The sequence below is a fragment of the Actinoallomurus sp. CA-142502 genome, from assembly GCF_050936355.1.
GTDB classification, from domain to species: Bacteria; Actinomycetota; Actinomycetes; order Streptosporangiales; family Streptosporangiaceae; genus Actinoallomurus; species Actinoallomurus iriomotensis.
The window spans coordinates 7,941,978-7,956,047 of the sequence record NZ_JBNJMY010000001.1 but is presented as its reverse complement, the minus strand read 5'-3'; the positions used below and the strand labels follow the sequence as shown (position 1 = coordinate 7,956,047).

Annotated in this window: 12 protein-coding genes; 7 read left to right on the top strand and 5 right to left on the bottom strand. The window is 71.4% G+C overall.

Annotated elements, in window-relative coordinates; all coding sequences use genetic code 11:
* Nucleotides 1–72: 72 nt before the first annotated feature.
* Nucleotides 73–741: a hypothetical protein gene (locus ACQEV1_RS37195; protein WP_433400627.1), complete on the bottom strand. Its 669-nt coding sequence runs from the start codon at nt 739–741 to the stop codon at nt 73–75.
* Nucleotides 742–1,124: 383 nt separating this feature from the next.
* Between ACQEV1_RS37195 and ACQEV1_RS37190 the strand changes: the two genes are divergently transcribed.
* Nucleotides 1,125–2,198, top strand: coding sequence for an alpha/beta fold hydrolase (locus ACQEV1_RS37190; protein WP_433400624.1), 1,074 nt, complete (start codon nt 1,125–1,127; stop codon nt 2,196–2,198).
* 89 nt (nt 2,199–2,287) lie between these two features.
* Here the strand turns inward: ACQEV1_RS37190 and ACQEV1_RS37185 are convergent, their stop codons facing one another.
* Nucleotides 2,288–2,866, bottom strand: coding sequence for a TetR/AcrR family transcriptional regulator (locus ACQEV1_RS37185; RefSeq protein ID WP_285635865.1), 579 nt, complete (start codon nt 2,864–2,866; stop codon nt 2,288–2,290).
* 94 nt (nt 2,867–2,960) lie between these two features.
* Between ACQEV1_RS37185 and ACQEV1_RS37180 the strand changes: the two genes are divergently transcribed.
* A complete protein-coding gene (locus ACQEV1_RS37180) occupies nt 2,961–3,917 on the top strand; it encodes an NADP-dependent oxidoreductase (RefSeq protein ID WP_433400620.1) in 957 nt (318 codons plus the stop codon).
* Nucleotides 3,918–4,114: 197 nt separating this feature from the next.
* Here the strand turns inward: ACQEV1_RS37180 and ACQEV1_RS37175 are convergent, their stop codons facing one another.
* Nucleotides 4,115–5,257, bottom strand: a complete 1,143-nt coding sequence (locus ACQEV1_RS37175) for a site-2 protease family protein (RefSeq protein WP_433400617.1) — start codon at nt 5,255–5,257, stop codon at nt 4,115–4,117.
* Between the two features lie 444 nt (nt 5,258–5,701).
* Here ACQEV1_RS37175 and ACQEV1_RS37170 point away from each other — a divergent pair, with 444 nt between their 5' ends.
* Nucleotides 5,702–6,367: a phosphoribosyltransferase gene (locus ACQEV1_RS37170; RefSeq protein WP_433400614.1), complete on the top strand. Its 666-nt coding sequence runs from the start codon at nt 5,702–5,704 to the stop codon at nt 6,365–6,367.
* A gap of 203 nt (nt 6,368–6,570) precedes the next feature.
* Here ACQEV1_RS37170 and ACQEV1_RS37165 read toward each other — a convergent pair whose 3' ends face one another.
* Both ACQEV1_RS37165 and ACQEV1_RS37160 read right to left on the bottom strand, forming a co-directional pair.
* Nucleotides 6,571–6,867 carry a WhiB family transcriptional regulator gene (locus ACQEV1_RS37165; protein ID WP_285576288.1) on the bottom strand — a complete coding sequence of 99 codons (297 nt, stop codon included), beginning with the start codon at nt 6,865–6,867 and terminating at the stop codon, nt 6,571–6,573.
* 157 nt (nt 6,868–7,024) lie between these two features.
* Nucleotides 7,025–7,915, bottom strand: coding sequence for a sucrase ferredoxin (locus ACQEV1_RS37160; RefSeq protein ID WP_285576290.1), 891 nt, complete (start codon nt 7,913–7,915; stop codon nt 7,025–7,027).
* Nucleotides 7,916–8,098: 183 nt separating this feature from the next.
* On the opposite strand from ACQEV1_RS37160, the gene ACQEV1_RS37155 reads away from it, so the two are divergent.
* From ACQEV1_RS37155 to ACQEV1_RS37140, 4 genes are all read left to right on the top strand, one after another.
* On the top strand, nt 8,099–9,229 hold the full coding sequence (locus ACQEV1_RS37155; RefSeq protein ID WP_285635885.1) for an EfeM/EfeO family lipoprotein: 1,131 nt from the start codon (nt 8,099–8,101) through the stop codon (nt 9,227–9,229).
* The gene (efeB, locus tag ACQEV1_RS37150; RefSeq protein ID WP_433400609.1) at nt 9,226–10,470 is read left to right on the top strand and encodes an iron uptake transporter deferrochelatase/peroxidase subunit; all 1,245 of its coding nucleotides are present in this window, start codon (nt 9,226–9,228) and stop codon (nt 10,468–10,470) included. Before ACQEV1_RS37155 ends, efeB begins: the two co-directional genes overlap by 4 nt.
* Before the next feature lie 197 nt (nt 10,471–10,667).
* Nucleotides 10,668–12,281 (top strand): phospholipase C, encoded by a 1,614-nt coding sequence (locus tag ACQEV1_RS37145; protein WP_433400606.1) that lies wholly within the window; start codon nt 10,668–10,670, stop codon nt 12,279–12,281.
* Between the two features lie 136 nt (nt 12,282–12,417).
* The gene (locus ACQEV1_RS37140; RefSeq protein WP_433400603.1) at nt 12,418–14,031 is read left to right on the top strand and encodes a phospholipase C; all 1,614 of its coding nucleotides are present in this window, start codon (nt 12,418–12,420) and stop codon (nt 14,029–14,031) included.
* Nucleotides 14,032–14,070 lie beyond the last annotated feature (39 nt).

Genomic DNA, 14,070 nt, shown 5'->3' with positions numbered 1-14,070 from the left:
GGACCGTCCGCGGCGGTAACGCCACGCGGCGTGAGCGACTCCCCGTACACCGGGCCGGGTGTCTCTGGTGGATCAGTGCGCCGCTAGGGGCCACTCGAGGCGGATCCGCGAACGTTCGGGGGACCGGGGCAGGTCCTGGCAGGAGACGTTCATGCCGTGCCCGCTGAGCGCGCGGATACGCCCGGCCACTTCGGTGAGGTCGCCCGTGGGCGCGTCGAGGTGCATGACGAGCCAGGTCGGTGGTCGCGGGTCGGCGGTGATCATCACATGGACGTCCGGCAGACGCTCCCCGGGGACGAGGGCGAGGGTCCGGTGGACGAGCCGGGCGACCCACTGCCAGGCCGACGGGTCGATCACCGCCTCGATGCCGTGCCCGAGCGTCAGCGCCGGGCACATCCGGCCCGGGCCGCAGGCCCGCTCCACCGCCTCCACGACCAGCGCGCGCAGGCCCGATTCTCCGGCGGAGTCCTCGGGGCGCAGGTCGAACACCACGCCGCGAAAGTCCTTGATCGCGCCGTCCAGGCCGTTGATGGCCTTGTGGACCTTGGCGACCGTGACGTCGGCGCCGAGGTTCGCCTCGATGTAGGTCAGCGCGGCGTGCAGGTCCAGACCGACCGCGAACAGGCGGTGCATCAGGACGTCCGCCATTCCCGGGGAGACCCGCTCGCCGCCCTCCGCGGTGGCCACGGGCGATGATCCCCCGCCGACGTCGTTCATCACCGGCTCACTCGGTGTGATCAAAATCGTCCATCCCTCTCTGTCGGCCGTACGGCTCACGGACGGCGGGCCGCCCATCGGCTGGGGGAGGGATCCCGGGGGCGTCACGAATTTTCATGCCCATTGTGGCTGTTCAACGCACTGTGCGCCCTACCCAGCGAATGCCTGATTTATACGTTGTTGGCCGGGCGTGGGCGGGATCTCGGCGGTTGCGGTATTCAGGACCTTCGCCCCTGGCTCACCGTCATCATGTGACGCAACGTGTAGGTGAGGACCTGTGGGGAAGGGGGTTCGGCCGCACGTTGGGAGAAGGGGCCGAGGATCTCCAGTCGCCTCGGCCGCAGCTCAATGGCGAGTGACGGTGGCGGCCTGCCGAGGCAGGACGGCACCGCCCGGCGGAGGTGGTCATGTCGTTCACGGACATCGCCAGCGCGCTGGCGGAACAGGGGCGCTTGTTGCTCCCGATACCCGGACACTCCGCCGCCTCCGAGCCCGACCATCCCCCGCCGACCCGGTCGATGACGGTCACCGCCGATGACGGCGTCGAACTGCACGTGGAGATCCAGGACGCCCCCGGCGCCCCGCTGACCGTCGTCCTCTGCCACGGTTACCTGCTGAACTGCACGAGCTGGGACGTCCAGCGCACGATGCTGGCCGGCAAGGCGCGGGTGGTCCTGTGGGACCACCGCGGCCACGGCCGGTCCGGCTGGGGAACACCGCCCAACGCCACCATCGACCAGGTCGGGCGCGACCTGTTCGCGGTGATCCGGGCGGCGGCGCCGCGCGGACGGCTGGTGCTGGTCGGCCACTCCATGGGCGGGATGGCCATCCTCGGCCTCGCCAAGTCCCACCCCGGCATGTTCGGCGGGCGGGTGGTCGGCGTCGTGCTCTCCTCGACCTCCGCCGGAGGCCTGTCCACGATCACCGCGGGCCTGCCGCAGATCACGGCGCCGTTCGTCGTCCGCCGCCTGGTGCCCGCCACCCTCAGCACGCTGCGGCGGCACGCACGCCTCGTGGACGGCGCGCGGCGGTCCGCGGGCGGCGCGACGTACCTGATCACCTGGCCCTACCTGTACGGCTCGCGGGTGCCCCGCCCGGTGGCCCGGCTCACCACGCGGCTCATGGCGTCGGTGCCCATCCAGGTGATCGCCGAGTTCTACACCGAGCTCGTCCGGTACGACCTGCACGCGGTCCTCCCGGCCCTCGGCCGCATCCCGGTGCTCGTCCTCGTCGGCGAACGCGACGTCATCACCCCGATCGCGCACGCCGAGGCGCTCGTCGCCGCGATGTCCGGCGCGGAACTGGTCGTGGTCCCCGACTCGGGCCACCTGCTGGTCCTCGAACGCCCCCGCGAGTTCGGCGAACAGGTCCGGAGACTGATCAGCCGCGTCACGCCGCCGCGGCTCGTCGCCGCCTCATCCGCCGTACCCCGCAGGCACATCGAGAAGCCGGCGCGAGCCCAGCACCAGCACCGTTCCTAACCGGTGATCGGCTCGCGGCCAGGACGGGTGGACGGCAGATCCACAGGCATCGCCGGCCGCTACGTGGACGTCCCGCGGTTCGAGGAGGCTCAGCCGGGCGGCGCGGGCCGGAGGCCGTCCATCAGGAGGTCCAGCAGGCGGTCGGCCCTGGCTTTGCGCCCGGGCCGGGGGGCCACGGTGAAGATGCCGATGAGCGAGGCGGCGATGTCTTCGGCGGTGACGTCGGAGCGGAGGTCGCCCGCCGCGCGGCCTGCGTCGAGAATCGTGGTGATGGCCGCCAGCAGCTCGGTACGGGTCCGCGCGTGGGCGATCTCACCCGATTCGATCATCGCGAGCAGCGTGTCGAGCATGCCGTTCTTGGTCGCGATCCAGTCCCCGAACAAGTCCATCCAGCGCCGCATCGCCGCGGCCGGGGGCAACGGGCCGAGCAGCTCGCGGGCTCCGGTCGTCAGCCGCACGACCTGGTCCCGGTAGACCGCGTCGACCAGCGACTCGCGGGTCGGGAAGTGCCGGTAGAGCGTGGCGATGCCGACTCCGGCCTCGCGGGCGATCGCACGCATCGACGGCTCGCCGTCAGCCGAGACGAACACGCGGGTCGCCACCGCGAGCAACTGGTCGCGGTTGCGGGCCGCGTCCGCCCGTGGCGCGCGCCTCTCCGCCTCAGTCAAAACGGATCACGCTCCGGTTGTGTTACGGTCGGCCATGAAACGGAGCATAGTCCGTTTCAAGGCGTTCCTTCGGTTCCCAAGGAGACAGGCGTACATGCAGGAACAGAGTGATCACCCGTCGGCGGGCAGGGGCAGGGCGGTCCGGCTCGATTCGTTCGGCGGCCCCGAAGTCCTGGACATCCGTGAGGTTCCCGCGCCGCAGGCCGGGCCGGGACAGGTCCGGGTGCGGGTCACCGCGGCCGGTCTGAACCCGATGGACTGGATCATGACCGCCGACGCGGACACCGCCGCCCGGTTCGGCTTGAGCCTCCCGGCCGGGTTCGGGACCGACTACGCGGGAGTGGTCGACCAGGTCGGTGACGGGGTGACCGGCTTCGCGCCCGGCGACCGCGTGTTCGGGGGTGCCCTGTCCCGCGCGGTCGCCGACTTCGTGGTGATCGACCCGGCCGGGGGGACCGCGGCGAACGAGGCCCACCACACGCCGGACGGCGTCGACGACCGCACCGCCGCCACCCTCACGATCGCGGGCCGCACGGCATCCGCCACCCTCGCCGCGGTCGGCGCCGGCCCGGACGACACGGTGCTGATCGGCGGCGCGGCGGGCGGGGTCGGGGTGTTCGCCGTCCAGCTGGCCCGGATCGCAGGAGCGCGCGTGATCGGGACAGGGTCGGCGACATCATCCGATTTCCTGCGCGATCTGGGAGCCGAGCCGGTCGCCTACGGTGACGGCCTGGCCGACCGGGTCCGAGCCCTCGCGCCCGGCGGCGTCACCGCCGCCATCGACCTGCACGGGACGGAGACAGCGCACGTCGCAAGGGAACTCGGCGTCCCGGACGGCCACATCTGCACCATCGCCGCGCAGGTCGACGGCGTCGCGGCGGCCAACGGAGCGAACGCCGCCCCCGGCGCCCTGGAGGAGATCGCCCGCCTGGTCGCGGCGGGCCGGCTCCGGGTGCCCATCGCGGCGAGCTTCCCGATCGAGCGGATCCGCCGCGCGGCCGAGCTCCAGGCCGGCCGGCACGTGCACGGCAAGGTCGTCATCGACCTGTAGACCAAGGCCGTCGCGACGATGAACGCGTTGTCGCCGTCGCTGATCGGACGGGGACGGCCTCCCGCCCGCCAAGGGGCGACCGCGGGATGCCCTTCACGTCGCAGCCGAGAATGACGCCGCGGACGGCGTCCTTGTCCGCGGCCCCCAACCGCGCGATCGCTCGAGCGGCGTATCGCCAACCGGTGAACCCAGGTGGACTAGTCGGGGCGCGGCGCGCACTTGGCGCGGAGGCGGCTCTGCTGGACCAGCCGGCCGAGGTCCTCGGCGGTGACCATGCCGACGACGCGATGGTCGGCGACGACGACGGCGAGCAGGGTACCGGCGAGCGGCAGCCGCCCGGCGAGCGGCGCGACGGGGTCCTCCGGCGCGGCCAGGTAGTCGGCGGGCAGGGCGACCGCCACCGAGTCGATCCGGTCGCCCGCACGGCCCGGCGGCACCCGCGTGAGGCGGGCCAGGGTGACCACGCCGCACGGTTCGCCGCCGAACCCGGTGACGGGGAAGGCCGACTGGCGGGACCGCGCGGCGACGCTCGCGATGAACTCCCCGATCGGCTGCCACGAGGGCGCGCACTCCGGCTCGGGGACCATCAGGTCGCGTACGCGGACGCCCGCGGCGGCCTCCTGTGTCGCCCGCGACCGGGCCTCGGCGCCGGCCGTCCACATGAGGAACCAGCCGATGAGCATCAGCCACAGCCCGCCCGTCTGGCTGAGGAAGATCAGCTGAGCGACGCCGGCACCGGCGAGCGCGGCGCCCATGACCTGGCCGGCGGCGGTCGCGACCCGGTCACCGCGCGACCGGTCGCCGCAGCGCATCCACACCAGCGCCCGCAGAATCCGTCCGCCGTCCAGCGGCGCGCCCGGCAGCAGGTTGAACACGGCCAGGAACCCGTTGGTCGCCCCGGTCCACGCGAGCGCCGCGACGATCACGCCCGGTGCGCCGGCCGACGAGGCGCCCTCCGCGGCGCCGAACAGCACCCCTCCGACGGCGAGGCTCGTCAGCGGGCCCGCGGCGGCGACGGCGAGGTCCGTACGGGCGGTCTTCGGCTCGCTGTCGAGCTGGGCGACGCCGCCGAGCATCCACAGCGTGATCGACCGCACCCCGAGCCCCCGCCTGCGCGCCACGGCGGCGTGCGCGCCCTCGTGGGCCAGCAGCGAGGCGAGGAAGAGCAGCGCCGTGGGGATCGCGATGGCCCAGTACACGCTCGCGGACCGGCCCGCGTCCGCACGCGGCAGGACGTTCACGGCGACGATGTCGGCGATCAGCACGAGGATCACCACGACCGACCAGTTGACACCCACCGGGATGCCCGCCACGTGGCCCAGCCGGAGATTCTGCTTCATCGCCACCCCCTCGATGGTGACCCAGGCTCCACTCTCGGCTCGTGCGGCCGGCCGGGGTACGTCCATTGGTCCCCGGTGAGCGGGCGAAGGTCGCAGGAACGCCCGGCGCCGCGGCCTCGGCGTCCCGTGGGACGGGACAGGCGACCAAGGTCCCGCCGCGGATGGGACCTTCGCCCCTGGATGGCTCTTCGGCCCGTGCGAGGCTGAATACAGGCCTGCGGGACGAGCGAGGGAGCCGGATCATCGACGACCTCCAACACCTGAACCGGGTGAAACCGGCGCAGGGAAATCGCCCCGCAGGTCTTCTCGTCGCCTGATCGAGAGCCCGTCCAGGGACCGGAACCCGTCGCACCAGCGCCCCTGGACGGCTCCCGGGCGATGCCCGTTGAGGGCCGCCGCTGCTGGGTAGAGCCACGGACAACCGGCTTTTCGAGGTGGTTCACCGTGGGTTCGAACGGACATGGCGTACGGCTGCCGTTCACCGACCGGGCCGAGGCCGGACGGGTGCTCGCCGAGCGCGTGGCGGCACTGGGCCTCACCGACCCCGTCGTCCTGGCCCTGCCCCGTGGCGGTGTCCCGGTGGCGCACGAGATCGCCGAACGGCTCGGCGTCCCCTTCGACGTCCTGGTCACCCGCAAGATCGGCTGCCCGGGCCAGCCCGAACTGGGCGTCGGGGCGATCGCCGAGGGCGGCGAACCGGTGTTCGACGCCGACCTGCTGCGCCGCCTGGGCCTGACCGAACGCGACCTGGACCCGACCACGACCCGGGAACGCGCCGAACTGGCCCGCCGCATCACCGCCTACCGCGGCGACCGCGCGCTGCCCCCGCTCAAGGGCCGCGACGTCGTCGTGGTCGACGACGGACTCGCCACGGGCGGCACCGCACGCGCGGCCCTGGCCGCGGTACGGGGGGAGGGCGCGGCACGCGTGGTCCTGGCGGTCCCCGTGGGCGCCGCGCAGACGGTGTGGGAACTGTCGTCGGCCGCGGACGACCTGATGGTCCTGGCCGCCCCGTCGGCGTTCCGCGCGGTGGGCCAGTGGTACCAGCACTTCGACCAGCTCACCGACGAGGACGTCCTGACGCTCCTCCACGCCCCGCACACGCGATGAGACAGGCCACGTTGGTGACCAGGCCGGGGAGAACGCCGGTGCCACGGATGCTTCCGTGGCACCGGTGATCGGGCGGGCCGTCGGGCCGTCGGGCCGGGGGAGAGGGTCCTCGTAGAGAGGACAAGAGCCGGATCCGCCTGGTCGGCGGTACCGGCTCTATGGAAACGGCCCCGCGGGGGCGGGGCCGCAGGCTGCGCTCTCGCTCAGGCGGCGTTGGCGCGGCGCATGCGGCGGCGGCGCTCCGACGCGCGCTCGTCCTCGTTCAGGCCGCCCCACGTGCCGTACTTCTCGGGCCGGGACACGGCATAGTCAAGGCATTCTCCTCGCACGGGGCAGCGCATGCAGACCGCCTTGGCCTTGCGCTCGCGGATCTCCCGCTCCGGCTGACGTTCACCGTCCGGGCCGAAGAACAGGATGAGGTCCTCCCCCCGGCACTCGGCAGCGTCCTGCCAGCCCCAGCTAGGGCGGGGGAGGTTTGCCTGCCGACGTACCTGAGCCATAGAACTACCACCTCGTAGCTTGCGGGTGAGCATAAATTTCGGTCACGGGCGCCAAACGGTGAGTACGTGCCAAAACTGTGCAACGTCGTGAAGCGCCGTGATGTTCCCCGGAGAGCGCCGTGTCCCCTCGGGAACGGCGTACAGGGCCTCGGAGAGGTTACACGAGGGCCGTCGCGTTGAGAAGAGTCAGGTCCCGTTCAACATAGGTTCGGACGTCTTCGCCGCATCCGGGACCGCAGGCGCTCATCGGCCTCTGCTCTACTCGGAGCCTATAGCGTGCCGTGCGTGCTCGCACCACGGCGACGTCGCCGGCCATGGACTCCACGGTGACGTCGCCGACCCCGAGGACCCCCGTACGCGCACGGACGAAATGCTCCGCTGCCTGCGAGGACTCCGGCTGGCCGCCCCGTCCGCGGAAGCCTTCGAGGACCACCCGGCCGCGCCGATATTCCTCCGCCGCGACCAGCGCCCGCCGCTCGTCCAGGTCGCCGTAGAACAGGCCGTGCGGCAGGCAGACGAGGTTCGCGGCGTAGCGGTCGCCGCCCACATGTGTCGTCTCCCACACCTCGCCGAACCGCTCGTGCAGGAACCGGGCGAGGGGCGCGCCGACGCGGGCGCAGCAGGCGTTGTGCCTCCCGTGCGTGCACACGAGGAACACCGGCCCGGCGACCGGCACTCCGAACCCGGGGGCGTGGCCGGCGCCGACGGCGGCCAGGTCGAGGTCGGCCAGTTCCTCGGGGTCCTCCAGCTCGCGTCCCTCCAGCCAGACGTCGCCGCCGGGGCCGGAGAACCCGGCGTACACCCGGAGCGGCGGTGTGGCGCGCCGCCGCCGGGGCGCCCGGATGAGCTGGGGGCGTACGCCGTGGCGCCGGGCGCGGGCGACGGCTTCGGCGATGGGCGGGGGGAGTGTCATGGTGTCGACGTCCTCGCCCCACGGGCCGGGGTGTTCGATGAGCAACCAGGCGCGCGAGCCCACGGTCGCGCTGGCCAGGCACGGACGCCGGCCGATATGGCACCCGGCGCAGTGCGTGCATCGGTTGTCTCGCAACGAACCCCCTTCACAGGCTTATTAGGTAAGACTAACCTAACTATCTGCCGTCACGCGAGTGAACAGGAGTCGTGAATGAACACAGCGTGAACACCCGCCCGAGAAATGCCGGAAGGCGTCGACGCGTGACACCGCGCACGCTCTACAGTGTTTCCGTCCCCCGAGACCGATCATGGGAGCCCCATGCGCACGCCGTTCCTGGTCGTGAGCGTGGCGTTGTTGCTGGCCAGCGCCGGTGACGCCCGCCCGACTCTCGGCGCACCGCGCCCGGCCGCCATCGAGGCGTCGACCACCGGCTGCGGCACCGGCTGGACGCATCCGCACGCGGGCGGTCAGGTTCTCACGCTGCGTAACGACGGCGCCACCGCCGCGGGCGTGATGCTCGTCGATCCGTCCTCCGGCGCGGTCTACGCCGAGGTCGAGGGCCTGGGGCCCGGCGTGACGCGGCGACTGCACCTGTCCCTCGGGGGCGGCACGTACGCCTTCCGCTGCGAGGACGACCGCGCCGGCGACCCGGTCACCGGCCCCTCGGTACGCATCGCCGGCGGCCGCGGGAGCAGCGTCGCGGTGCTGCCCGTGACCAACAACGACCTGTACGCCCCGGCGCGGGCGTACTCCAAGTACGTCGACGCCGGGCTCGACCGCCTCATCGCCGCGACGGACCGGCTGCGCGCGGCCGTGGACGACGGCGACCTCGGCGCGGCCCGTACCGCCTGGACGCCGGCCCACGTCTCGTACGAGCGCCTCGGGGCGGCGTACGGCACGTTCGGCGACTTCGACGGCGCGATCAACGGCGGCCCCGCCGGCCTGCCGAAGGGCGTGCACGACCCGGACTTCACCGGCTTCCACCGGTTGGAGTACGGCCTGTGGCACGGGGAGTCCGCCGCGTCGCTGCGCAAAGTGGCCGACCGGCTCGCCCACGACACCCGCGCCCTGAAGTCCGACTTCCCGCACCAGCGCATGGACCCCGCGGACCTGCCGCTCAGGGCGCACGAGATCCTGGAGAACACCCTGCAGTTCCAGCTCACCGGCACGGCCGACCAGGGGAGCGGCACCACGCTCAGGACGGCGGCCGCCAACGTCGAGGGCACCCGCGAGGTGCTCGGCGTCCTCCGGCCGGTCCTGCGCGACCGCTACCCGGCCCTGTCCCAGGTCGACACCTGGCTCGACCGGCTCGACGCGCAGCTCAAGGGCAGGTCCTCGGTCGACGGTCTCTCCACCGCGGAGCGCGAACGCCTGAACGGAACGGCGGGCCGGCTGCTGGAGCTGCTCGCGCCGATCGCCACGCTCGCCGAGCCGAGGCGCGTCTCATGAGCGCCCGCGGCCCACGTGACGACGGTGCCGGCGGCGACCGCCGGTCCTTCCTGCGCGGCGCGCTGGCCGCCGGCGTCGCCGGCTCGCTCGCCGGCGCGTCCGCGTCCGCCGCGGCGGCACCGCCGGACCGCGCCACCACGCCCCCCGCACGCCCGTTCCACGGCGTGCACCAGGCCGGCGTGCTCGACCGGTCGCGCCCGCGGACGATCGTGGTCTCCCTCGACGTCATCGCGTCCGGGCGGGGCGAGCTGACCGAGTTCTTCCGCACCCTCACCGACCGGGCCCGCACGCTCACCGCCGGCGGCGCGCCGGACGACAGCGGCATCAGCGGGCCGCCGCCCGACTCCGGAGTGCTCGGGCCCGACGTGCCCGCCGGCGGGCTGACGGTCACCGTCGGCGTCGGCGCCTCGCTGTTCGACGACCGGTACGGCCTGGCGAGCCGCAAGCCCGCCGGGCTGAAGCCGATGCGGATGTTCCCCAACGACGACCTCGACCCGGACTGGTGCCACGGCGACGTCAGCCTGCAGCTGTCGGCCGAGGACGACGACACCGTCGTGCACGCGCTGCGCGACATCGCGCGGCACACGCGCGGCGCGGCGCAGATCCGCTGGCGGATGAGCGGGTTCACCAGCCCGCCACGCCCGAGCGGCACGCCCCGCAACCTCATGGGCTTCAAGGACGGCATCTCCAACCCCGACGCCACGAGCGCGGCCGAGATGGACCGGCTGGTCTGGGCGGACCGCTCGCGCGAGCCCGCCTGGACGGCCGGTGGCTCGTACGTCGTCATCCGGCTGATCCGCATGCTCGTGGAGTTCTGGGACCGGGTGGGGATCACCGAGCAGGAGCAGATGTTCGGCCGCGACCGGGCGACCGGCGCGCCCCTCGACGGCACGCGCGAGCTGGACGAACCCCGGTTCGCCGAGGACCCGATCGGGAAGGTCATCCCGCTGACCAGCCACATCCGGATGGCCAACCCCCGCACGCCGCAGACCGCCGACAGCCGGATCCTGCGCCGCAGCTACAACTACGACCGCGGCGTGGACTCCGTCGGCGACCTCGACATGGGCCTGGTGTTCACCTGCTACCAGCAGAACCCCGAGCGCCAGTTCGAGGCCGTGCAGGAACGCCTGATCGACGAGCCGCTCGTCGACTACATCACCCCGTTCGGCGGCGGCTACTTCTTCGCGCTGCCGGGCGCACGCGATTCCAAGGACTTCCTGGGGCGAACGCTCCTCGCGTAGGTGTACGGCGGATGAACGCCTTCGCCGTGAAGGCGAGGCAAAGATCCTTTAATCCCACATGGGGCCTTGTTCACCTGCCGTACACCTTCCATCACCGCGATCTTCGTCCCGGTCCGATGAGATCCCCGCTGGACCGACGCGGCCCCCGGGATTCCTCATCTCAGGGCCCGGAGCTTGATATTTCCCCAGGAGGCAAGATGGGTCCCGGCAAGTGGAAGAGACGGCGACCGGTGGTGATCGCCGCTTCGCTGGTGGCCGCCGGCTCGCTGGCTCTCGCGGCCTGCGGCACGACGGGAGGCGGGGCGACGTCGCTCACCGCGGCCGAGTCGCCCGTCCGGACCGCGACCCCGATCAAGCACCTCGTGGTGCTGTTCGACGAGAACATCTCGTTCGATCACTACTTCGGGACGTACCCGAAGGCGGCCAACACGGACGGCACGAAGTTCACCGCCGCGAGGCACACCCCGAAGGTGAACGGGCTGACCAAGAAGCTCCTCACCAAGAACCCGAACCAGTACAACCCCACGCGCCTGACGCACGACCAGGCCCTGACCTGCGACCAGGACCACAGCTACGGCCACGAGCAGAAGGCCGTCGACGGGGGCAAGGTCGACAAGTTCGTGGAGAACACCGGCAAGGACACCTGCACGGGCATGCCGCCCCTGTTCGGTGAGCCGGGCCTGGTCATGGACTACTACGACGGCAACACCGTCACCGGGCTGTGGAACTACGCCCAGAACTACGCGATGAGCGACAACTCCTGGGACTCGGTCTTCGGGCCGTCCACCCCCGGCGCGCTCAACCTGATCTCGGGTCAGACCCACGGCGTCTACGCCGTCGACCCGAAGACGGGCGCGAAGGTCAGCGACTCGTACGTGGTCGCCTCGCCGGACAAGAACGGCGTGGGCACGGTCATCAACGACCCGGACCCGGCCTTCGACGACTGCTCGGGCAACAACCACACGTCCAAGAACAACCTGGCCGTGATGACCGGCAAGAACATCGGTGACCTGCTCAACCAGAGGAAGGTCGCCTGGGGCTGGTTCCAGGGCGGCTTCAAGCCGACCGGCTCGGCGAACGGCTACGCGGTCTGCGGCGCCACCCACGCCAACGTCGGCGGCGTCTCCTCGGTCGACTACAGCCCGCACCACTCGCCGTTCCAGTACTACAAGTCGACCTCCAACCCCAAGCACCTGCCGCCGTCGTCGGTCGCCGCGATCGGCCGTACGGACCAGGCCAACCACAACTACGACCTGACGGACTTCGACGCGGCGCTCAAGGCGGGCAACCTGCCGGCGGTGAGCTTCCTGAAGGCCGGCGAGTACCAGGACGGCCACGCGGGCTACTCCGACCCGCTGGACGAGCAGCAGTTCCTCGTGAACACGATCAACAAGCTGCAGCAGTCCCCGGACTGGAAGTCCACCGCGGTCGTCATCGCCTACGACGACTCCGACGGCTGGTACGACCACGTGGCTCCGCGGATCCTGAACGGCTCGTCCGACGCCGCCAACGACGACACCGCGACCTGCGGCAAGACCAGGGTGGTGGCCGGTGGCTACCAGGACCGCTGCGGCCCCAGCCAGCGGCTGCCGCTGCTGGTGGTCTCGCCGTACTCCAAGGTCAACTACGTCGACCACCACTACACCGAGCAGGCCTCGATCACGAAGTTCATCGAGCAGAACTGGGGTGTCGGCCGGATCGGCGACGCCTCGTTCGACGCTCGCGCGGGAGACCTGTCCCACATGTTCGACTTCCACCGGCCGGCGGCGAGGAACCTGATCCTCGACCCGAAGACGGGCGCTCGCCGGTAGCCCGAGTCAAACCCAGGGAAGGCGCCTCCGTCCGGCTTCGGCCGGGTGGGGGCGCCTTTTCGTCATCACCTGCTGTTTACCTCTCGTTCGGGTTCCGGCAACATGATCGTCGCTCCGTCTTCACCCTGGAGGGTAAATGGCTCCCCGCAAGTGGAAGAGGCACAGACCGGCGGCGATCGCCGCCGCCCTGGTGGCGGCCGGTTCGCTGACCCTGGCGAGCTGCGGAAGCGGCCAGAACGCCGCGAGCACGCTGACCGCCGCCGAGTGGTCGCCGGTCCGTACCTCGACGCCGATCCAGCACGTCGTCGTGCTGTTCGACGAGAACATCTCCTTCGACCACTACTTCGGGACGTACCCGAAGGCGGCCAACACGGACGGGACGAAGTTCACCGCCAAGAAGCACACGCCGAAGGTGAACGGGCTGAGCAAGAAGCTGCTCACCGACAACCCGAACGTGTACGACCCCCAGCGCCTCACGCACGAACAGGCCCTGACCTGCGACCAGGACCACACGTACGGCAAGGAGCAGCTGGCCGTCAACGGCGGCAGGATGGACAAGTTCGTCGAGAACACCGAGAAGGACAAGTGCACCGGCCAGCCGGTCCTGTTCGGTGAGCCGGGCCTGGTGATGGACTACTTCGACGGCAACACCGTCACCGGCATGTGGAACTACGCCCAGAACTACGCGATGAGCGACAACAGCTGGGACACGGTGTTCGGACCCTCGTCGCCGGGTGCGATCGACCTCGTCTCCGGCAACACCCACGGCATCTACGCCGTCGACCCGGTGACGCACGAGAAGGTCAGCGACTCCTACGTCGTCCAGTCGCCGGACAAGAACGGCGTCGGCACCATGATCAACGACCCGGACCCGGCGTTCGACGACTGCTCGGGCAACAACCACACGTCCAAGAACAACCTCGGCGTGATGACCGGCCGCAACATCGGCGACCTGCTGAACCAGAAGAAGGTCACCTGGGGCTGGTTCCAGGGCGGCTTCAGGCCGACCGGCTCGGCCAACGGCTACGCGGTCTGCGGCACCACCCACGAGAACGTCGGCGGTGTCCCGGTGGTGGACTACAGCCCGCACCACAACCCGTTCGCGTACTACAAGTCGACGGCGAACGAGAAACACCTGCCGCCGTCGTCGGTCGCCGCGATCGGCCGTACGGACCAGGCGAACCACAACTACGACCTGACCGACTTCGACGCGGCGCTCAAGGCCGGCAACCTGCCGGCGGTGAGCTTCCTGAAGGCCGCGTCGTACCAGGACGGCCACGCGGGCTACTCCGACCCGCTGGACGAGCAGCAGTTCCTCGCCGGCACGATCAACAAGATCCAGCAGTCGCCGGAGTGGAAGTCCACCGCCGTCTTCATCGCCTACGACGACTCCGACGGCTGGTACGACCACGTGGCGCCGAAGGTCACGAACGGCTCGTCCGACGCCTCACAGGACACGCCGCTGTGCTCGAAGAAGCCTGCCGCGGGCGGCTACCAGGACCGCTGCGGGCCGAGCCAGCGCCTGCCGCTGCTCGCCATCTCGCCGTACTCCCGGGTCAACCACGTCGACCACTCGTACGCCGAGCAGACCTCGATCCTGCGGTTCATCGAGGACAACTGGCGGGTGGGCCGGATCGGCGACGCGTCGATGGACGTACGCGCCGGCGGTGTCGGCGGCCTGCTGGACTTCCGCCACGCGAGGGCGGGCCGGCTGATCCTCGACCCGAAGACCGGAGCCCCGGTCTCCTGACCTTGAGCACCGGCACGGCCCCCGCCCACCGGGCGGGGG

What these genes read in the sequence shown, in the direction of transcription:
- ACQEV1_RS37190 (WP_433400624.1), top strand. Translation starts at nt 1,125, where the DNA reads ATGTCGTTCACGGACATCGCCAGCGCGCTGGCGGAACAGGGGCGCTTG.
- ACQEV1_RS37180 (WP_433400620.1), top strand. Translation starts at nt 2,961, where the DNA reads ATGCAGGAACAGAGTGATCACCCGTCGGCGGGCAGGGGCAGGGCGGTC.
- ACQEV1_RS37175 (WP_433400617.1), bottom strand. Translation starts at nt 5,257, where the DNA reads ATGAAGCAGAATCTCCGGCTGGGCCACGTGGCGGGCATCCCGGTGGGT.
- ACQEV1_RS37165 (WP_285576288.1), bottom strand. Translation starts at nt 6,867, where the DNA reads ATGGCTCAGGTACGTCGGCAGGCAAACCTCCCCCGCCCTAGCTGGGGC.
- ACQEV1_RS37155 (WP_285635885.1), top strand. Translation starts at nt 8,099, where the DNA reads ATGCGCACGCCGTTCCTGGTCGTGAGCGTGGCGTTGTTGCTGGCCAGC.
- efeB (WP_433400609.1), top strand. Translation starts at nt 9,226, where the DNA reads ATGAGCGCCCGCGGCCCACGTGACGACGGTGCCGGCGGCGACCGCCGG.
- ACQEV1_RS37145 (WP_433400606.1), top strand. Translation starts at nt 10,668, where the DNA reads ATGGGTCCCGGCAAGTGGAAGAGACGGCGACCGGTGGTGATCGCCGCT.
- ACQEV1_RS37140 (WP_433400603.1), top strand. Translation starts at nt 12,418, where the DNA reads ATGGCTCCCCGCAAGTGGAAGAGGCACAGACCGGCGGCGATCGCCGCC.